Annotated in this window: 20 protein-coding genes; 11 read left to right on the top strand and 9 right to left on the bottom strand. The window is 45.6% G+C overall.

What is annotated here, in order from left to right; translation table 11 throughout:
• The first annotated feature begins 109 nt into the window (after positions 1-109).
• Positions 110-364, top strand: coding sequence for a hypothetical protein (locus ACVA53_RS12900; RefSeq protein WP_255044457.1), 255 nt, complete (start codon positions 110-112; stop codon positions 362-364).
• Positions 365-572: 208 nt separating this feature from the next.
• Here the strand turns inward: ACVA53_RS12900 and ACVA53_RS12895 are convergent, their stop codons facing one another.
• From ACVA53_RS12895 to ACVA53_RS12885, 3 genes are all read right to left on the bottom strand, one after another.
• Positions 573-1244: a haloacid dehalogenase type II gene (locus ACVA53_RS12895; protein ID WP_446505307.1), complete on the bottom strand. Its 672-nt coding sequence runs from the start codon at positions 1242-1244 to the stop codon at positions 573-575.
• A gap of 63 nt (positions 1245-1307) precedes the next feature.
• Entirely contained in the window at positions 1308-1997 is a 690-nt protein-coding gene (locus tag ACVA53_RS12890) for a glutathione S-transferase family protein (protein ID WP_446505306.1), read from the bottom strand.
• A gap of 247 nt (positions 1998-2244) precedes the next feature.
• Positions 2245-2415: a hypothetical protein gene (locus ACVA53_RS12885; protein ID WP_446505305.1), complete on the bottom strand. Its 171-nt coding sequence runs from the start codon at positions 2413-2415 to the stop codon at positions 2245-2247.
• 290 nt (positions 2416-2705) lie between these two features.
• On the opposite strand from ACVA53_RS12885, the gene ACVA53_RS12880 reads away from it, so the two are divergent.
• Together ACVA53_RS12880 and ACVA53_RS12875 are read left to right on the top strand one after the other, a co-directional pair.
• Positions 2706-4079: a serine hydrolase domain-containing protein gene (locus ACVA53_RS12880; RefSeq protein ID WP_446505304.1), complete on the top strand. Its 1374-nt coding sequence runs from the start codon at positions 2706-2708 to the stop codon at positions 4077-4079.
• Positions 4080-4284: 205 nt separating this feature from the next.
• The gene (locus ACVA53_RS12875) at positions 4285-5175 is read left to right on the top strand and encodes a LysR family transcriptional regulator (protein ID WP_255044452.1); all 891 of its coding nucleotides are present in this window, start codon (positions 4285-4287) and stop codon (positions 5173-5175) included.
• A 136-nt stretch (positions 5176-5311) separates the two neighbouring features.
• Here ACVA53_RS12875 and ACVA53_RS12870 read toward each other — a convergent pair whose 3' ends face one another.
• Complete coding sequence (locus ACVA53_RS12870; RefSeq protein WP_255044451.1) at positions 5312-6268, bottom strand: LysR family transcriptional regulator; 957 nt, start codon at positions 6266-6268, stop codon at positions 5312-5314.
• A 162-nt stretch (positions 6269-6430) separates the two neighbouring features.
• Here ACVA53_RS12870 and ACVA53_RS12865 point away from each other — a divergent pair, with 162 nt between their 5' ends.
• Complete coding sequence (locus tag ACVA53_RS12865) at positions 6431-7252, top strand: DUF4437 domain-containing protein (RefSeq protein ID WP_255044450.1); 822 nt, start codon at positions 6431-6433, stop codon at positions 7250-7252.
• 164 nt (positions 7253-7416) lie between these two features.
• On the opposite strand, the gene ACVA53_RS12860 is transcribed toward ACVA53_RS12865, so the two are convergent.
• Positions 7417-9159 carry a methyl-accepting chemotaxis protein gene (locus ACVA53_RS12860; protein WP_446505303.1) on the bottom strand — a complete coding sequence of 581 codons (1743 nt, stop codon included), beginning with the start codon at positions 9157-9159 and terminating at the stop codon, positions 7417-7419.
• A gap of 449 nt (positions 9160-9608) precedes the next feature.
• On the opposite strand from ACVA53_RS12860, the gene ACVA53_RS12855 reads away from it, so the two are divergent.
• The 6 genes from ACVA53_RS12855 (at position 9609) to ACVA53_RS12830 (ending at position 15996) form a co-directional block, all read left to right on the top strand.
• A complete protein-coding gene (locus ACVA53_RS12855) occupies positions 9609-10979 on the top strand; it encodes an FAD-binding oxidoreductase (protein WP_255044448.1) in 1371 nt (456 codons plus the stop codon).
• A gap of 145 nt (positions 10980-11124) precedes the next feature.
• Positions 11125-11292, top strand: coding sequence for a hypothetical protein (locus tag ACVA53_RS12850; RefSeq protein WP_255044447.1), 168 nt, complete (start codon positions 11125-11127; stop codon positions 11290-11292).
• A gap of 370 nt (positions 11293-11662) precedes the next feature.
• Entirely contained in the window at positions 11663-12616 is a 954-nt protein-coding gene (gene ylqF / locus ACVA53_RS12845; protein ID WP_255044446.1) for a ribosome biogenesis GTPase YlqF, read from the top strand.
• A 285-nt stretch (positions 12617-12901) separates the two neighbouring features.
• Positions 12902-13288, top strand: coding sequence for a hypothetical protein (locus ACVA53_RS12840; RefSeq protein WP_255044445.1), 387 nt, complete (start codon positions 12902-12904; stop codon positions 13286-13288).
• A 72-nt stretch (positions 13289-13360) separates the two neighbouring features.
• Complete coding sequence (locus ACVA53_RS12835) at positions 13361-15463, top strand: protein-disulfide reductase DsbD family protein (RefSeq protein WP_446505308.1); 2103 nt, start codon at positions 13361-13363, stop codon at positions 15461-15463.
• On the top strand, positions 15463-15996 hold the full coding sequence (locus tag ACVA53_RS12830) for a protein disulfide oxidoreductase (RefSeq protein ID WP_255044444.1): 534 nt from the start codon (positions 15463-15465) through the stop codon (positions 15994-15996). The genes ACVA53_RS12835 and ACVA53_RS12830 overlap by 1 nt, the downstream gene beginning before the upstream one ends.
• A gap of 86 nt (positions 15997-16082) precedes the next feature.
• On the opposite strand, the gene ACVA53_RS12825 is transcribed toward ACVA53_RS12830, so the two are convergent.
• Together ACVA53_RS12825 and ACVA53_RS12820 are read right to left on the bottom strand one after the other, a co-directional pair.
• Complete coding sequence (locus ACVA53_RS12825) at positions 16083-16601, bottom strand: aminoacyl-tRNA deacylase (RefSeq protein ID WP_255044443.1); 519 nt, start codon at positions 16599-16601, stop codon at positions 16083-16085.
• 162 nt (positions 16602-16763) lie between these two features.
• On the bottom strand, positions 16764-17288 hold the full coding sequence (locus ACVA53_RS12820) for an NlpC/P60 family protein (RefSeq protein ID WP_255044442.1): 525 nt from the start codon (positions 17286-17288) through the stop codon (positions 16764-16766).
• A gap of 587 nt (positions 17289-17875) precedes the next feature.
• On the opposite strand from ACVA53_RS12820, the gene ACVA53_RS12815 reads away from it, so the two are divergent.
• Entirely contained in the window at positions 17876-18637 is a 762-nt protein-coding gene (locus ACVA53_RS12815; RefSeq protein WP_255044441.1) for a 1-acylglycerol-3-phosphate O-acyltransferase, read from the top strand.
• Between the two features lie 119 nt (positions 18638-18756).
• On the opposite strand, the gene ACVA53_RS12810 is transcribed toward ACVA53_RS12815, so the two are convergent.
• Entirely contained in the window at positions 18757-19605 is an 849-nt protein-coding gene (locus ACVA53_RS12810) for an alpha/beta hydrolase (protein ID WP_446505302.1), read from the bottom strand.
• Between the two features lie 85 nt (positions 19606-19690).
• The gene (locus ACVA53_RS12805; protein WP_446505301.1) at positions 19691-20281 is read right to left on the bottom strand and encodes a TetR/AcrR family transcriptional regulator; all 591 of its coding nucleotides are present in this window, start codon (positions 20279-20281) and stop codon (positions 19691-19693) included.
• Positions 20282-20377 lie beyond the last annotated feature (96 nt).

Genomic DNA, 20377 nt, shown 5'->3' with positions numbered 1-20377 from the left:
AGCCATCTGTCGTCTTTAAAACGATGGTTATGGCTGCTTGATATTAGAGGGTGTCGCACTTCGGAGTTGAATTCGGGAGTGAATAAAAGTACAATCAAAGGATACTATCATGAAATACGTATTTGCTTTAACATTGGCGTTATGCTCTTTTTCCTCTTACGCGACAACAGATAAAGAAATGTGCGAACAGTATGGTCGTGCATTGGCGGGAAATGCTGTTGAAAATCAAAAAGTTTTTCTCAATGAATTAACGTCTCGAACCCAGCAAGGCACATGGTCGTTAAGCGTAGAGGAATGTGCAATGTATATCAAGCATGGTAAAAATGACTTCAACTTTGAACTAGTTGAAATTGTTCTTGATTAATTATAGCTTGGCACTGAAATTGAAACTATAGTGAATGCCCTATAAATAATTGTATCCGTGCCACGGGTAAAACCAGCGGACCAAGCCGCTGGTTATTATATCTTATCCTCCACCCCAGAGTTATATATTAAAATTTGCAGATGTGGTCTAAATGAAGGTAATACAGTTCTTTTGCCATTCAGTGGCCTTTGTGATTTTTAATCCCGTATTACTCTAAAGCAAGAATCGCTTCAACAATCTCATTCATTGTTATCCCGGTAATATCGGGTTTCTTATACAAAGGGTTATATGGCCAACCCAAGCGGTCGATATAGGCAGCTTTCATCCCAACGCTAAGAGCGCCATGCGTATCCCAATCATGGGTTGCAACTAAGCGTAGCTTCTCTACAGGCAAGTTCATTTTATCAGCCAAGTAAGCATAAACCACAGGATCTGGCTTGAAACTTCCTGCTTCCTCCACTGACACAATTTCATCGAAATAATCGTTTAACCCAGCCTGCTTTATTTGCGAGGATACTAAAATCTGCGATGAGTTTGAAAAAGCGACTGTTTTATATCCAGCTGAACGCAATCGTAATAATGCGCTTTTAATATCATCATGGGGTTGAAGGCTAGCGAAAGTTGACAGTATTTCAGCTCGGTCTCCTTCCGTTAACCCAACCCCTAGGCGAGATGCGACTGTATCTAACGTCATTTTTGAGAGTGTAAGAAAATCAGTTTTCACGCCTGTTAATATACACACGGTCGATGTGTGCAATAACATTGAAAACCATAAGCTAGTGATTTTGTCATCACCAAACACTCTCTCAAATTTAGGGTTTAGTGAATCAAAGTTTAACACTGTTTCGTTTATATCGAAAATTATCGTGTCTTTATCCACCAAATCCTCCTTAAACCGTTAATTTCAATTACACTTGATAAGTGGCATAATCGCCTTCCCTATCTATTGTCCAAGTTGTTGTTTGGGATAGTTTGATGGAAACAGTGCACGTCGACTCTCATCATCCACCGTTGATTTAAACTCGATATCTTTGTCGATACTTCGGGCCACTGCCGCTGCGGGGCGGCTATTCACGCTATCAAACCAACGCTTTAAATTAGGGTACGGGGTAAGCCCTTCTTCACCTAACACAACCGGAGCCTTGTCAATCCAACCCCATGCGGCCACGTCTGCAATAGTGAACTCGTCACTGACAATATATTCTCGCCCCTCAAGATGTCCATCCAGCACCTCATAATGACGCTGCGCTTCTCGCAAGTAACGATTTTGAGCATACGGAATTTGCTCTGGTGCTGCGCGATGAAAATGCACACACTGACCCGAGAAAGGACCAAGCCCAGAGGCAATAAACATCATCCAGGACAACAACTCCGCGCGATCTTCCGCCTTACCAGCCAACAGCCCTGTTTTTTCTGAAAGGTACAACAAGATAGCATTAGAGTCGAATACGCGTGTACCTTCATCGACAATCGCAGGAAGTTTGCCATTTGGGTTGATAGCGCGGAACGTCGCAGTGTGTTGCTCACCTTTTAGCGTATCAACGGCAACCAGTTCATAAGGCAAGTCTGTTTCTGCCAGAAATAGGGCAATTTTCATTGGATTTGGAGTTTGATGAAAATAAAACTTAAGCATTTATGGTTCTCCTGATTAATGATCTTTATCCAGCATCCACATGCCAGCTAAAAATGTGATTCCATGTACCAAAAGCTATTACTTCTTCTATATGGATTAACTATAGGATAATTTGAACGGTCGCTCAATATCATTTTGAACAAATGTTCACAACTGTGTGTTTATTGGCTTACTTACAATAGGAAGTCACATCGCATTGTTACGAAGAGAAGCGATGGACAAAGACGCTTTTCCCATCCGGTAAGGGCTAGAGTCTGTCTTGAAGTGGTGCTGACAAAGCAACCAGTCCAATTTTATGCTCGATATTCTTTACCGATTCGATGCCTTCAGTCGTACTAACATCAGCAACAACGAAGTCCGTTTCAACATTGTATTTATCGGCGATTTTGCATGCATATTGACGTAGTGACCTACTCACCACTTTTTAACCACCAAAGATTTACGACCGACTATCTAGCCCAGCACGCCTTCTGACGTGAGGGATTTTTACCCATTAGTCGGCAAGAACTTCATTCAAAATCACCATTTTTCGTCGTGTTAACTTCCTCTCTATTCATCAGGTTCTTGCTCTGAATTTATACGAAGCATTTCGCCTTTTTGGAGTGCTATCCCCAACATAATTGAATTTTTTGTTTACTTGAAATTGTTAAAATATCGACCTGAAGCAAAAGACCTTCTCAGTGAAGGTAATAACATTAAGGGGAATAAATGAAAAAATTCGGACTGAAAACCCTCACTCTCACTATCGCCTCACTTTTTGCTACGTCTACCAATGCCAGTGTGGCGGATGACCACCCCTTAGCCAAATACCTTGCGGCGCCCGGCGCTACAGTTACCCTTCCAGTCAGCGCGGCAAAAGAACATTTTGAGTTAGATTTTATTCAGGATGCCTATGACAGCTTTGAAAGCTTCCACGCTCAGATGGGCGGAGATCACACACTCTACTATCTAACCAATTGGAGCACTTTTATGCGCACCGATATGGTCAACCCTGCCACTAAGCAGCTTGCACTGGAGCGCAACCTCAATAGCGACATCGGCAACATCGTGGTGAATACCGATAGTGAAGGTGAACAAAAAATGGATGATTATTTTGTTCATCCAACGTTCCGCCATCAGGGCGTAATGATGATCCACAAAGGTAAAGTGGTTTATGAGGCATACCCAGGTATGAATCCGACCGATACCCACCTTTGGATGTCTTCTTCTAAAACGATTACCGGCCTGATCACGGCGATGCTGGCCGAAGAAGGCAAACTAGATCTTACGGCCTCTGCAACTCAATATGTTCCGGATCTCAAAGGTACCGCATGGGACAAGGTTACCGTCCTGGATTTGGTCAACCACACCGCAGGATTGGATCACGAAGAAAATAATACGTCCATCCTTGACCCAGAAGGCATTTTCGTCCGCTTTGTTAGTTCAGCGCTGGGCACGACAGAACGCTGCACTAAAGGGGAGACCTGGCGTGACGTGCTAAAAGATGTCCAGCCACTTGATAACGAACAGCCAGGCGAACGCTTCCGTTACTCTTCTCTCAACACCCATGTTCTTGGCCAGGTTATCCAGAATGTAACCAACAAGCGCTGGTCAGACGTTGTCGAGGAGCGTATCTGGGGCAAACTGGGGGCTCGTATGCCACTGATGGTACACCTGACACCCGATGGTACTCCACTAAACCTAGCGATTATATCTTCGACCCTGGAGGACTTTGCCAAATACGCGACCCTGTATACGCCAAGCTGGGACAAGGTCGCTCACGAGCAAGTTGTCACTCCTTCGCTACTCAAGCAAATCCGCAGTGCCGGCAACGGCGATGCCTTTATCGGCGGCCACAAAGAAAAGCAGGCAATTGGCCTGTTTGCAGAGAAGCCCGTCAAAGGCGCGTACCAGTTTGACTTTATGTTTGAGGACGGAGCCATATATAAGCACGGCAACACTGGCCAGGGGATTTATATCGATCCGGAACGCGACTTTGCCGCAGTGTACTTCTCGGCGACGCCTTACGTTGCACCTTACGGTGAAATCAAAGCCCCTGCTTACTTTAGAAAAGTGGCTGAATTATTAGACCAGACGAAATAACCCATACTCGTTTGAGGCCTTAACTTTACGTTAAGGCCTGCTGGCTTCAAAAGGGAAGCTAACTTCTAGGTGATTGGCTTTATTAAATTGCCATCTATCTAGCCCGTACTCAGGAAAACCCTGTGAGCACACCGTCAGACATTTAGCTATCGGTGGTGTATTTTTTATCTTTAATACGTTAGAAGCCGATAGTTTGAGACAATAAATGATTTCACTGGAGCAAATACATTCTTTCACACTTGTTTACCAGCATGGCTCATACAGCGCCGCTGCACGTGCAGCCAATAAAGAGCGCAGTACAATACGAGAGCATGTTCTCACCTTAGAGGACACGATAGGAGTCGAGCTGTTCAAAATCGAAGGGCGGAAGGCAAAGCCTACCAACGCAGCCCACAAGCTGATATCTCGTGCCACGAACCTAAGCAAGCAAGCGAAAGACTTTGAGTTGACGGCCTTCTCATTGCTCGATGCTCCACTAGGAAAACTGTTTTTGCTCCACGATGAGCAAATTCCCACCAGGCTGCTCGCCAAAGCGATTAAAGCAATCAAGTGCCGTTATTCCGGCATGTCCATTCAATGTGCCCCCTCTTCCCGTGAAAACGCCTACCGCTGCATAGAGAACGGTGAGTGCCACATTGCGATAATGGCGACAGAAAACAGCCCAAGAACTCAGGCAAGAATTGCTTCCAAATATATTGGTAACTTACCACTCAGTGGCTATGTTCATACCCGATCACATCTTGCCAAAAACGAAAGCGTTACCCTAGATGACCTGCGGTTAGAAACGCAGTATGAGCTGCCAAATACCAGCGAAGGGGACTTGGGCTTTTTCAGGGTTTCCAACATTGTGGAGAAAATTAGTAATGTTGAGTTAACCGCGGAGTTATTAGCTGACGGCGGTTGGATTGCCCTGTCTGACTCCTTAGCCGCGCGATGGATAAAATCCGGCGACTTGAAACCATTAAAGTTAGACGACGCAACACGTAACTACCGACAAGGGGTATGCCTGTTTTTCGGGCTGGCCAGCGATACCCGAGAAGAGATCTCTTTTGCTCTGGACACGATTAACCACCACGCCAGCGATTACCTGACATAGCAGCCCAAATCCAGTTATGGCATGAGCAAGCATGACAATGCACCATGGTTAATACGTACTGTGCTCAGTGGGGTTACAACGTTAAACTCAATAGGACACCTCTGTAAATCAGATGCCCTTGTACACAGAGCAAACACTAGTCAAACGCTGGTGGCCACTCCTCCTCGCTTAGCCTCCCTTCTTTTATCAACTGCTCTCTCAGCCCATTAATCTTGTTTTTCAGTACATCACGAATAAGACGAATCGCAGGAGTGATCAGCTGACGGCTTGGTAGCACCAGCCACAACTCAGTCACAGGTATGTGATAACCAGGCATCACTCTTTGCAGCCGTCCAGTAAGCAGATCAGCAGATACATCGATAACAGATTTTTTCGCAATGCCTACGCCATCCACACACCAACGACGTACGATATCGCCATCATTCACAGCACGATCACTCTTGACCTTCACCTTAAACTTCTCTTCACCTTGATAGAGCTCCCAATCATCGTGCATCACCTCATAGAGCTTATAGAGTAAAGTATTGTGTTGAGACAACTCATCAGGGGTGGTAGGCGCACCGTGTTGTGAAATATATTCAGGTGATGCACACAAGAAATGCGGAATATTACAGATCTTAAAACCATACAGATTAAGCTCCTGCACTGCGGCTTTAGTCATGGCACGCAGCGCGACATCAACACCATCGCGATAAAAATCCACCCGACTATCGCTAACATGTAAACGCAAAGAAAGATCAGGATGCTGCTCCATCACCTCATTAAGCAGGGTGCGCATCAGGTTACGTCCCATCTCCGAGGACATGGCCATCTTAACCTCGCCATTAATCGACTGTTGCTCTTCATTAATCACTACCTGACCTTGTTGCAGCAGATCCAGCGCCTGTTGACATAAGGGCAGGTATCGCTCGCCCTCAGGGGATAACCTTAATTGCCGTGTCGTGCGCACAAAGAGCTGCGCACCCAGTAATTTCTCAATACGCTTTAACGCCACACTGGCAGCAGATGAGCTCATATCGAGCTGATTGGCAGCGGCGGTAATCGACTGTAACTCCGCCACGGTTAAAAACACCTGCAGATCGGCAATTTTCATAACATCACCCCATCTAATGCAAAGCATGCTTTGATCATAATATTGATTATCCACGTTTCAGCGAAAGTGTATTGAAGAACAGCCCGTTTATCTAGTGCTAGATGGCACCTAGTATACCCATCAAGCAATCACAACAACGTTCAATACGATAGAGAGTTAATAATGAAATCTTCAATCAAAGCATCAACACTAGCGCTCGCAACAGCACTACTCGCAACACCAACCTTTGCCGCTGATGCTACCTCTAAGGTTGTCGCCACTGACGACATTGAATGGGGCTACCTAAACCCGCAACGTGGCGAACTAAGCCCCGGTGCCGCCGATCTATGGGGTAACCGTACAACAGATACGGCAACAGGTATGCTGGTACGCTTTAACAAAGGCTTTGAGTCACCACCGCACATCCACAACATTACCTACCGCGGTATTGTTATTGATGGCCTCATGCACAACGCTGATCCAAGCGCAAAAAAAATGTGGATGCCAGCAGGATCTTTCTGGACGCAACCGGCAGGTGAAGACCACACTACGGCTGCCAACGGTGATACTAACTTGATCTATCTTGAGATCGACTCAGGCCCGTACCTAGTAAAACCATCCGAAGAAAACTTTGATAATGGTGAGCGTCCGCTTAACCTGCATAAGGACAATATTGTATGGCTAGATAACAGCGATCTGCACGATATCGACGCACAAGGTGTAAAGGCCACCTATGTATGGGAAAGCACCGCAGATATGGGTGGTTCTATGCTAAAGCTGCCCGTTGGTTTTGACGGTACCATTACCACCGAGGCAACCGAGTTCCGTGCCGTGGTCATCTCAGGTAGCGTAGATTACAACTCAAAAGACCAAGTTCAGCAAAAAACACTTAATCCAGGTAGCTATATAGAGTCTATGGGCGGCTTTAGCCATGCGTTCACCAATAAAGGTGATACAGAAGCCACCATCTACATCCGTACCAATAGCAAGTATCAGGTTAAGTAACACGCTATAACTCTCTTGTGTATACCTATTATAACGCGGGTATACACAGAGAATGCTAAATCAAGCCTCTCTGACTCAAGCATGAACGCTGTTACCGGCGTGTCTAACAATGAGATCATGGAGTTGGCGTTGGCATTCGAGTCACTGATACCATGCATCTGTATTTAGCTGGTACGGAAATGTAATAACACATCCACTAGCGAATGCTGTGACTTCGACAGGCGCTCAACATCACCATGGGTCTCTTTGCTTTGGCCCTCGATCCCATTGACCACCGACTGGATCTTATCCATGCTGCTAGTAATTGACATACTAACCGCTTCTTGTTGGCTAGCCGCCGAGGCCATTTCATCATTGAGCTGGCAAATAGTGCCCACCGACTGTGAAATAGCATTAAGTGCTTTTTCGCACTGCTCGGTACTCACCACCACGGACTGATTACTCTGTTGCAGGACCTGCATCTCAGCCAGCACACATTTGATACTATTCTTTAGCTTGGCAATATTATCGTCAATCTTCTCTGTGCTCTGCTGCGTTTGTGCGGCCAAGGTACGAACTTCATCTGCCACAACGGTAAAGCCACGTCCATAAGCCCCTGCCCGCGCCGCTTCTATTGCTGCATTGAGCGCGAGTAAATTGGTTTGGCTCGCAATAGCGCCAATTTGTTCAAGAACCTGTGAGATTTGTTCGATATCTTGATTCAACGTGCCAATTGCCGAAGAGGTCGAATCAAAATTTGTCATCAATGAATCAACATGTTCAACCACCTGGCCGATGTAGGTTTTACCCTCCTGTCCTTGCGTCAGGGTCATTGCCGCTTGCTCCGCCGCCCGTCGTGATGATTCCGACACTGATGCGGCAGAATGGCTCATTTCATTAACAGCAGCAACAACTTGACCCGTTTCTGAAACGTGATCGGATAACTGCATCTGCGTTGCCTCTGAATTTTTCTGCAGGTTATCGACTACTTGTTCCATTGAGCTTGATGCACCCGATATTTGCTTCACCATATGCTCGAGCTTAGCGATGAATACATTAATATCTTGCGCTATCTCACCAAGCTCATCTCGGCTAGTCACTTCTAAACGCTGGCTTAGATCCCCTTCCCCCGAGGCTAAGTCGGACACAACCACTCTTAAACGCATAATCGGGGCATAGGTATATTTGGCAAGAAAAATACTGACACAGATAATGATCAGGCCAGCAACACTCAGCGCCATTGTGATCAAACGGGTGATCTGATTCACTTCCTGGCCAATGAAACCATGATCGATATAACCGGTCAGCGTCCATTGCTGATTTTGTACATTAATTACCCGGCTTATCCCCTGCCAACTTGAGTCAGGTAGGTTATTGAAAACCTCAAATCCACTGTCTGTTTCCAACTTGAGGTAAGCGCCTTCAATTTGGGTGTTTTCAAGTAACTCTTGGACACTGGAGAGATCAACTTCAAATACATCCCCCCTACTTTCTCCTTGAGGCGAAATAATTGTCAGAACAGGGTTACCTTCTACCAGTGTTAAATCATCAACAGCCAACACCTCTGCGCTGGCAAGCTTTGCAAGCACCTGCTGACCTTTGACATCCATATCACTCAATGAGCCCTCAGGTGAAAAAACAAAGCCGTGGACGACCCGGTATATTTTATGAAAACCGGTTAATTGCTGTAACTGACCAAGGTCTGTCGCACTGGTATCCAATATACTCGCCAGCACAAGCTTGTTGTTGATTTCATTGTTCACTGTTGTAACCAGCAGTTCCATTTGGCTCTCAACGTCGGCATGCATCGAGCGCGTTGTTTCCCTAGAAACAAAGAAGCTCACGCTGAGATAACTCGCTAATATGGTTACCAAGCTAATTGCGATGAAAAACGCATTGATTTTCATCTTGAAAGAGAGAGATTTCATCAAGCCACCTGCTTATTTCTTATTCGTCTTTATTACTCCTTAGCAGCATACTAACCCGCAAAGTGATGTGAAATTGTGATAAGCCGCCATTATGTAATCGTTACCACACATTGATGTACCATTTCTTGGAAAAGTGTGATTTGTGACAAATCAAGCAGATACAACAATGAATTTGACGGCAGACGGCGGACTCACTTTACTTGGGGAGGACAAGTAGGCTTGCAGTATCGCCTGCCACAAAAGTGGAGTGTCGATTTAGTTTACCGATATCTGGATATGGATGTTAATGGTAGCCACCATGAGTTAGATACAACCCAGCAAGTCACACTTGCATTGGCTGCACCTCGGTGTGGACTTTTTCATACTTTTGAGCAGTGGAAAAATAACTATCTGCGACTACAGTAATGTCTAGACCCACCACATATGGTTACGCCATATAAGCTGACATTATGAACTCCCACAAAGAAACACTCACCAGCCAAATTCAGGGGCACGTCATATTACCTGATGACAGTGATTATGATGAAGCTCGCCAAGTATGGAATGCGATGATCGATAAGCGGCCTGCTGCTATCGTCAAATGCAGCAATGCTGCTGATGTACTCTCCGCACTAGACTACGCCAAAGACACAAATATTGACATCACTGTCCGAGGCGCAGGGCATAACATCGCCGGTAATGCGATATGCGATAACGGGCTAATGATTGATCTTTCTGACATGAAAGCGGTCACTGTCAATCCGCAAACCAAACGTGCGCTTGTTCAACCCGGGGCTACCTTGGCTGACTTTGATGCTGCTGCGCAGCAACATGGCCTCGCGACACCTGTCGGTATCAATTCAACCACAGGTATTTCAGGACTGACATTGGGCGGCGGTTTCGGTTGGCTGACCCGTAAATATGGTATGACTATCGACAATTTGGTTTCAGCCCAAATCATTACTGCTAATGGTCAACAACTGACTGCATCAGCAACTGAAAATAGCGATCTCTTTTGGGCTATCCGCGGCGGAGGCGGTAATTTTGGTATTGTGACCGAATTTGAATTTCAGCTCCATCCGGTAGGGCCTGAAGTGCTTGCGGGGTTAATTGTCTTTCCATTCGACCAAGCGAAGCAAGTACTGGAACAATACCGATCATTTACTCAAACAGCACCTGAAGATCTCAACGTCTGGGTTGTGATGCGCCAAGCCCCACCTCTGCCATTCCTGCCAGAAGACGTACATGGCAAAGAAGTCATCGTTCTAGCGATATTTTATGTGGGAGATTTAGCACAAGGGGAAGCCTTGCTCGAACCACTTCGCCAATTCGGCACCCCACACGGCGAGCATATCGGTGCACAACCTTATACTGCGTGGCAACAAGCCTTTGATCCGCTACTTACCGAAGGCATGCGTAACTATTGGAAATCGCACAATTTTACTGAACTACATGACGACGCATTGGAATTACTACTTCAATATGCCGGCAACCTCCCCTCTCCTCACTGTGAAATATTCATTGGTCAGCTCGCAGGAGCCGCCAACAGTGTTGCCTCAGATGCAATGGCTTATAGCAGCCGGGATGCCAAGTTTGTCCTAAATGTCCATGCACGATGGGAAACACCAGCTGAGGATGAAGCTTCTATCAATTGGGCTCGGGACTTCTTCAAAGACACGACGCCTTATGCCTCTGCGGGGGCCTATGTAAACTTCATGACGGAAGAAGAAGGCGGACGCGTTTCGGATGCCTATGACAGTAATTATCAGCGATTGGTCAAAATTAAACGCCAGTATGACCCTGATAACCTCTTTCACCATAATCAAAATATTAAGCCTTAACGTCATTATTTCTTAGGCAAAAAAAGGTCACTGACGTGGCCTTTTTACTTCATCGACTCAGATCAAACTTCCGTCACTTAATTCCCAACAATTTTAACCCCATGGCTACACTTATAGTGAAATCATCGTTGAAGGGGGAAGCAATATGGACTTCACACAAAAGATGAGACTAAGAGGTAAAGCCGAAGAAGATCTGTACTTTGCTCAACAAGACAGTGAACTGATCGAAGCTTTGCATGAAATGCAAAAGAGCGGCGAAATCGATAGCTGGCATAAAATACCTAAGCATAGCGACGAGCAAAATAAGCAATAATCTACGCTACATCCACTTTTAGCTATTTTGGTCATGCTTGTGTTTTCAGGCTTCTCATAGAGAGGTAGACATATTGTAGTGTTTTTAAACAGTACTCCATTCCTTGTGGAGTGGATGATGAGTGGTTCTTATGATGGCACAAAACTGTGCCTTTATATTAAGCCAGCGACCGAAAAGATTTATGTATCCCGCCAGTTACGTTAAACTTCACAACAACTGACAATCAATGAGCAATCCAAAGCACCTCGCAACGGTTTCAGCAGCTGTAAACCGTTGCTAGTTATATTTGGATGACTGATTTCGGTGTACACCATGTTGTAGTGCTTAAGCACAGCGTGGTCCGCACCGTGTAATGAAGAGTTAACAATCAATGAGCAACGCAATCCAGTGGTTCCCGGGTCATATGCACAAGGCCCGCAAAGAAATTGAAGAAGTCCTACCGAAGGTAGATGTGATCATCGAAGTACTTGATGCCCGCATCCCGTTCAGTAGTGAAAACCCACTGATTAAAACCTTTCGCGAAAAAAACAATAAGCCCGTTGTTAAGGTGCTGAACAAACGTGACCTAGCTGATCCTGAAATGACACAGTTATGGATTGATCACCTAGAGAAAGAGCAAGGTGTTAAAGCGTTGGCGATTACAACAGAGAATGTCAACGAAGTTCATAAAATCATGGAACTTTGTCGCAAGCTCGCGCCACACCGTGAAGAAATGGGGAAAAACATTCGCACCATGATCATGGGTATTCCGAATGTGGGCAAATCCACCATTATCAACACCCTTGCAGGCCGTACCGTTGCCATCACGGGTAACCAACCAGCAGTTACCCGCCAACAGCAGCGCATCAACCTACAAAACGGTATTGTGCTGTCTGATACTCCAGGAATCCTGTGGCCAAAAGTTGAAAACCCGCATAGTGGTTTCCGTCTGGCAGCAACGGGCGCGGTTAAAGACACCGCCATGGATTATATTGATGTTGCCTTCTTCACTATTGAATACCTTATCAAAGCTTACCCTACTCTGATCAAGGCACGTTACGACCTTGATGAAGATGAAGTCTCTGATAGTGAAATCGAGCTTATGGAAGCCATTGGCCGCAAACGTGGCTGCTTGAGATCAGGCGGACGCGTTGATCTTCACAAAGCCTCTGAAATTCTGATCAATGAACTGCGTAACGGCACACTAGGTCAAATCACAATGGAACGTCCTGAGATGATCACTCAGGAGTTGATTAACGTTGAGATTGAAGCAGAGAAGAAAGCAGAAGAAAAAGCAAAGAAGAAAGAAGAACGCCGCAAGCGCTACCTAAAAAACAAACGTTAAACTTAGCACTAGTCAATCCAGGTGAATGAGTCAACGCTAAGATAATGACCTTCAAAGCCCTCCTCGATAAATTCGTACGAGGGCTTTTTCTTTTCCTGTCATCCCGACATCAACCGTCCTCATTTTGCACACTGGTTGCGGTATAGAGCAAAAAGTTAGAATATAGTGCGCATTCATTTTACGGTGAAACTTTTTCGATCTCTCACGGTCTGAATCACATTGCAAGCTCTCTCTTTGTCAAAGTAGCAAAGAAACCATAAAATCAATTTCTTACTGAGACCATTAATGAGCCAAGCGGTAAACCAAAGCCAAACAGCCAAATATACCTTGCTGTTAGTGTTGGTCGTGATTTTTGTCTGCTCCGGGCAAAACTTCGGCTACACAACCGCGTGCACGGCAAATGACCTCCCCCCCAGCAAAGACAGCCAATCCGTCGACGCTACACCTGCATCGCAGCAAATGAAAGATTCGGCTGTTCACGGTAAATGTTCTCTTTCTGATCATTTACTGCAAATGCACCAGCACTCCGTTGAACACGCCATCATTAGCTTGTTTATCGTTGTATTGGCACTCTTGATCTATGCAGCTTTCACCCAAGCAACCCCTATATTTACAGAGCCCATTCCCCCAACACGGCGGCGTCACCTGACGCTGTGCGTGTTCCGAGAATAAAACGAAGCTAACCACTCTCATGCATTGCTTGAGATCGCTTTTGTTATTCTTGGAGTTATTACATTGAAAAATATGATTATTAAACGATTTTCCCTACTCACCTCTTTGATTGTTTTGATGGGAGGCCTGTTCTCATTTTCAGCTTCTGCTATTGAATATTCAACTGGCTGGTTACAAAATCCGGACCATCCTCCTGTCGAGCTTCGTTATATGCTAACTGGGCAACAAAACCTAGAATCCAAAACAGTCGAAGCCCTATTAGAAGTCAAACTGGATACCGACTGGAAAACCTACTGGCGCAGTCCGGGTGAAGGTGGTGTTGCCCCTTCTATCGATTGGTCTCTTTCAAATAACCTAGAAGGAGTCGATTGGCACTGGCCTATGCCAAAGCGCTATGAGTTTCTTGGCGTCGAGACACTAGGCTATAAGCACACCATCATCTTCCCAATGACAATTCACGTATCAGATATGTCCAAGCCTGTTTTCCTATCAGGCGTCCTAACCATGTCTTCGTGTACCAATATATGTGTACTGACTGATTACGAGATCACGCTAGACTTCAATCCCACCGATCTGACTGCATCTGAGCAAGCGATGCATTTGTACAACCAAGGAATGAGCAACGTCCCCAAGGAACAACCAAGCGTAGAGATCACAGCGCTATCGTGGGATAAAAACAGTAAGCTGATGTCAGTGGTTGCTACCAATACCCTTGGTTGGCACCAACCGGATGTGTTTATCGATGGCGAATCTCAAAATGTTCAAGACGCGTCATTCCTCAAACCAACCGTTCAGGTAGACGGTAATACCTTAACAGCCCAGATGAAGGTCAGCAGTTGGTTCGGCGAACCCAAACTGCTTGGTGAAACCTTGAATGTCACTATTAGTGATACTGATTTTTCTGTCGAAACCCAAGGCATTGCCAATGATATTCCGGTCACGCTGACAACAAGCAGCAGCAACTTACTTGAGATTATCGGCATCGCCCTGCTAGGTGGCTTGATCTTGAATATCATGCCGTGTGTTTTGCCTGTTCTCGGCATGAAACTCAGCAGCGTTATTGCCGCTGAAGGGCTAGAGAAACGTCAAATCCGCATGCAGTTCCTATCTTCTGCAGCAGGCATCCTCACGTCATTCTGGTTACTGGCTGGCTTTATGATTGTTCTCAAGTTATCAGGCCAAGCTTTGGGCTGGGGAGTTCAATTCCAAAGCCCGTACTTTATCGGCGCCATGGTGGTTATTACCGCCCTTTTCGCTGCGAATATGCTGGGCTTGTTCGAAATTCGCCTATCGAGCGGTACCAATACTTGGCTGGCAACAAAAGGCGATGATTCATACGTAGGCCACTTCGTACAAGGCATGTTTGCAACTCTGCTGGCAACGCCATGCAGTGCGCCGTTCCTAGGCACTGCCGTTGCTTTTGCACTGGGTGCAGATGTTGTCACTTTGGTTGCTATCTTTACCGCCCTTGCAATTGGAATGGCAACCCCTTGGTTGGTAATTGCACTCTTCCCTCGCCTAGCCCACCTCTTGCCAAAACCTGGCATGTGGATGGATAAACTCAAAACTCTCTTTGGTTTGATGATGCTGGCTACCAGCCTGTGGCTCCTAAGCTTGATGACAAGCTTCTTTGCTACCGCAGCGGTTGTACTGGTGGGTGTATTACTAATCATTGTGCTGCTATGGCGCTTAGGCAAAGTGAAAGGCCGTAAACCGGTCATTCTGGCCATGGCATTCATCATCGTCGGCTCTGGTGGTGGACTGATTGCTGGCAGCATGACAGCCGATAACTGGGCAACACCATTGCCACAGAATCACGCTTGGCAGCCACTCAATATTGACGCTATCCAACAACAAGTTAGCCAAGGAAAAATCATCTTTGTCGACGTAACAGCAGATTGGTGTATTACTTGTAAGGTCAATAAAGTCAGTGTCCTGCTTCAAGACCCAATCTATTCAGCCCTTGAACAAGATCATATCGTATTGATGAAGGGAGACTGGACCAAGCCATCAGACTATGTCACTGGATTTCTACGTTCCAATGGGCGCTTTGGTGTTCCGTTCAACATTGTATATGGCCCAAAGGCACCGATGGGGATAGCACTTCCGGTTATTCTGACCAATAACGATGTTATCAACGCCCTTGAAGCGGCCAGTGGCAAAGGAGCTGAGTAATGGCTTCACATTCATCTACTGAAGGCAAAACCAAACCCTCGAAGATTGCGCGTTTTTTCAAAGAAGCGGTCTTGATGCTGCTGGTTTTGATCGCCGTAACAACCGGGCTTGATATATGGCGTAGCCAAAGTATGCCGCAAGGCACGATCCCGGCTCTGGACGCACAATCAACCAAAGGGGAAGAAATCGACCTAATTACCCGCAGTCATGATAAGCCCGTGATGGTGTATTTCTGGGGCACATGGTGCAGTGTGTGCCGTTTTGTCAGCCCAACCATTAATTGGCTTGATGGAGACTACAATGTGGTGTCAATTGCAGTTAATTCTGGCGATAACCGTCGAATCAATGGTTACCTTGACCACCATGATTATGGTTTTACCACCATCAACGACACTCATGGTTCGCTAATGAAAGAGTGGGGAATCTCAGCAGTACCTTCTATTTTCATCATCAAAGATGGTCAGGTATCGTCAGTGACCACAGGCTTTAGCACACCACCGGGCCTATGGCTCAGAATGCAAATGGCACTCTGACTCCCCCTCACCTAACAAGCAGCCCAGTCTAAGACTGGGCTGTATTTTATCAAAGGACATCTATCTTTGGTGTAGAGAAACACTACCTACTCCCACTCCCAATGCCTACCTTCATGGCCGTCGGAAAACATCATCCGGTACCCGCTGATATTTCTGTGGGGGATATCACGCATGATCTTATGGAACTGTTTTGCATCGACATGGATCAGGTTTTCATGATCACCTGACTCTATAAATAGTTCATCTTGCTCAAACAGCATATCATCAACCAACATATCAACCTGATAAGGTTGGCCGATTGATGGGATCGCACCGGGTTCACAATCTTGAAATATCGATGTCAGTTCATGCTCACCAACAAGGAAGAATTGTTTCCCCGTCATTCGGCTGATCTTATCTATCATAACGCGGCGGTTAGAAGGAACAACAGCCATCAAGAACTCACCGTTCGTGTCTTTTAGCAGCACCGCTTTTGCAACCTGCGATGTTGGAACATGGGCCGATATAGCCGAACTAAATGACGTATCGGTATGTTTATGCCGAGTCAGACTGAAGTCGACATTGTGGCTGTTGAGGAATTGCCCTACTGTCAGTGCCATAGCCATGGAATCACCTCCTGATCATTCATCAAGCCACTTCCACGAATAGAAAGCGCGCCTGATGGAAACTGGGCCTACAGCCTCAGTATGGAAGGAGATAGTCAATTTCGCGAGCTAAATTCCACTCTAGAGTCGTAAACAATCCCTCACAGGTTAGGGCGTATTGACTTACCCTTGCTTGGGGATCACTCTCCTAGCTTGCCAGTAGGTACTTCGCCAATAGGGATTTTTCAGATTCGAAATCATGACGCCTTGTGACGTTGATGCATGAAGAAAGCGAGACTTACCGAGATAAATACCAACATGGCGTCGGCTACGTCCGGTCTTGAAGAAAACAAGATCGCCCTCTTTCAGCTCCGTAATAGCAACCCACTTACCTTGCCGAACCTGCTCGCCTGTTGTTCGTGGCAATTTCTGCTGGAATACTTCAGCAAGGCCAACTTGCACAAATGCCGAACAATCAATGCCCGCCTTGGATGTTCCCCCCAAACGGTAGGGTGTACCACGCCACTGTTTATAGACAGAATCAAGAGATGGCGACTGATGAAGCGGTACATTCATCTCAACAAATTCGTAGCGAGGTGAGTTGGCCAATTGATCGTCAGAGGACGAATCTTGCCCTGCAGAGTCCGGTGATGATGAGCACCCCGACAGACAAATTGTCAAAGCCAGTGACGGTAACAACTTTTTCACTGCAGTCGACCTCTTCTCTATGTCAGTGATGTCTGACTATGAAATTTTTGTGGTAATAATCTAATAGAATAGTCAATTACTGAAACTACGGGAACATTATTCTATGTCCGCTATGAAAATTTGACATAACTGATGATAAAGCCAGCAAAAGTGCTTTACAGCTGAAATGAAGACAAAAAAATGGCTGACAATTGTCAGCCAACAAAACTCCACACAACAGAAGAGATAGATACCATGCTCTCACCCAACCAAGGAGAGCGACTGCACCTACCGAAAGTGTTTATCGCTTTATTTCAGTGCCTTATCCAGGATTTTCTATCTAAAACCATCACAATTGCGAGCAACTTCACGCTACCAGCTCCTTTCAAGCACTAATTAAACAATTCAATGCTTTATTAGCTATACACATGTTTTTATTGATGAATTCATCAAAAGAGTATATTTCTATCTCGAAGAGACTGAATAAAAATCAAACAATTGTTACACTTCATTAATTATTTGGATAAACATGCGCTTATCTGCTGGTCATACAACTAAAAAGATTTCATAATGCACACAGTTTTTCATTAAATCGCTAAGGAGTAAGCGTGCTTGCATTCTTCCGCATTTTCCTCGCAGCCATTTTCATTATTTTTACCACGCTATTCGCTCTGGTTTACTGCATGTTGTTTAAACCTCGCGATCCTAAGCACGTACATTTTTTCTGTCGCTGGTTTAACCAACTTCATCGTATTGTTGGCGTTGAACTTATCCACCGCGGTCAAGAAAAGATCGCTGATACACATAAAGCCGTTTATGTGTCTAACCATCAGAACGTGTTTGATTTTGTTTCCGACCCAGGTATGTTGCCACCCCGCGCAGTCTCCATTGGCAAGAAGAGCCTCTTGTGGATGCCATTTTTCGGTCAGCTATATTGGATAACCGGTAACATACTGATTGACCGTGAAAACAAATCAAGCGCACGCAACACGATCCAGCAAGTTGCTGATGCTATCCATAAACGTAACCTGTCGGTATGGATGTACCCTGAAGGAACTAGAAGTAAAGGGAGAGGGTTGCTGCCATTTAAAACCGGTGCTTTTCGTATGGCGATTGAAGCAGGCGTACCTATCGTACCTATGTGCACGAGCTCTACTCACAACAAAATCTCACTATCAAGCCGAGACAACGGCATTATCATTGCTGAAATGATGGAACCTATTGATGTATCGGGCTATGAGCTTAATGATGCTCGCGAATTAGCCGATCATTGTCATCGGTTAATGGAAGAAAAAATTGCCGAGCTGGATGCAGAAGTTGCCCGACTAGAGCAAGCCCGCGCTGGTGATAACGTCAGTATCAACTCATAGCATCTTACCCAACAAACAAAACAGGCTTGCCATTTGGCAAGCCTGTTTTGTTTTAGAAGACAATGAATACCAACCTACATATTACCCACCTACATAAATATTTGATCAGTCTTGAACAGCTACTTACCCGTCAGTAAATCAAACCCATTTTTTAGCTGTTCACTTTGCAAAATCCGTCCATGCCCTAACCCCTCAGTCGCGATCAGCGTAACGTGTTGATTTTCACTCGCGAGTTCAGAGTAAGCATAAGAAGCAAATCGATCGTATTTGTCATGCACTATCACTGCTTTAGCTTGTCGACCATTTAAGCGACTAAGCGGGTTTATACTCTCTAGCGGGTATTGATATTGCTTGGCAATATCAGCAACCACATCATGAAATAGCTTCATCGAATACCCAGACTGCTTAACTGTCGATACAAGGTTTTCGGTATAGTTAAGTACAGGAGCCACCAACAGCACAGGCTTGTCTTGTAATAAAGGGTGCTGACTCTCCAACACCATTGCACCGCCCATACTATGAGCGATAACACCAGCAATTGATTCCTGCTGAGCTAAAATACTGTCAAATGCAGCAACAAAGCCCGGAAGATGCCCAAACTGCCCTTCACTCTCGCCATGTGCCGGATTATCGAACGCTAACGCCTTGTAGCCTGAATGGGCAATATGCTCCATCAACGAATAAAATTGCTGAGCTGAGCCTGACCACCCATGACCTAACACCCATGTAGGGCCTTCTCCGAGACAGTATGTCATCATCATACCTTCTGATGTCTCAATCGGATGGCGGACTATACCCATAGGCTCTTCTACGTTCTTTGTACTTCTCACTGGAGTCAACAGCACCTTACGAGCAACACGTTTGGCATGCTCAGGAGCAATGCGGTAATGTAAACGGGTGGTCAGGTTAACTAGCTTCCTGCGCACATCAAAGCCCTGGCTTTTCTTGAAATATATTTTGCTGCTCATTGCTGTCCTCACCTTAAAATAGAACGGTCGTGCTTTTTATTATCAAAGCTTATCATGTCTAAAACACATTGATTCATCAGAGAGCCTACATACGCCACTGATCAAACAATGTATCCACTCCTTGCCAAAACCGCTGATGATCGTCTGTCTCCAGTTCCATACTGAGAAATAAGTGACTGCTGAGATACACCCCGTATAACTGGTATACACACTGCCAGCTATCCAGAGTAACCACGAACTCTCCTTGCCGCTTTCCTTGTTCAAGCTGTCGATAAAGGTAATCAAGCCAGCGCTTTGTCACCGCTTTGAGCCTGAGCTGAACGGACTGCTCTTTGTCACCGTGCTCTGTCCATGCATCGAGAAACATGCAACTCCCCTGAAAAGAACGATTCCATGCTAGCCAGTTTGTTAGCAACAGCCTTAGCTTCTGCTCAATTGACTCAGGAGATTGTAACCTGGCCGGTTGTATCACCCGTTCCACAAACAACTCCCCAGCATAATCCAAAACCGCAATTTGTAGATTTTCTCGTGAGTTAAAATGTGAAAACAAGCCACTTTTAGACATGCCTGACGCTTTGGCAAGCTGGCCAATCGTTAAGCTATCCAGCCCCTCTCGACTGGCCAGAGAAAATGCAGTATTCAAAATATGCTGTCGGGTGGCTTCTTTTTTACTCATTGGCTGCAAATCCCTATCTCAGGACACCTCTAGACGATGTATTAATCCTCGCTGTTATTTTTAGCACGATCGTACTTTTCATGGAAGCCATATTTA

The organism is Photobacterium sp. DNB23_23_1 (genome assembly GCF_052873815.1).
The sequence above is the reverse complement of the archived record's forward strand: the minus strand, read 5'-3'. Positions and strand labels throughout refer to the sequence as shown.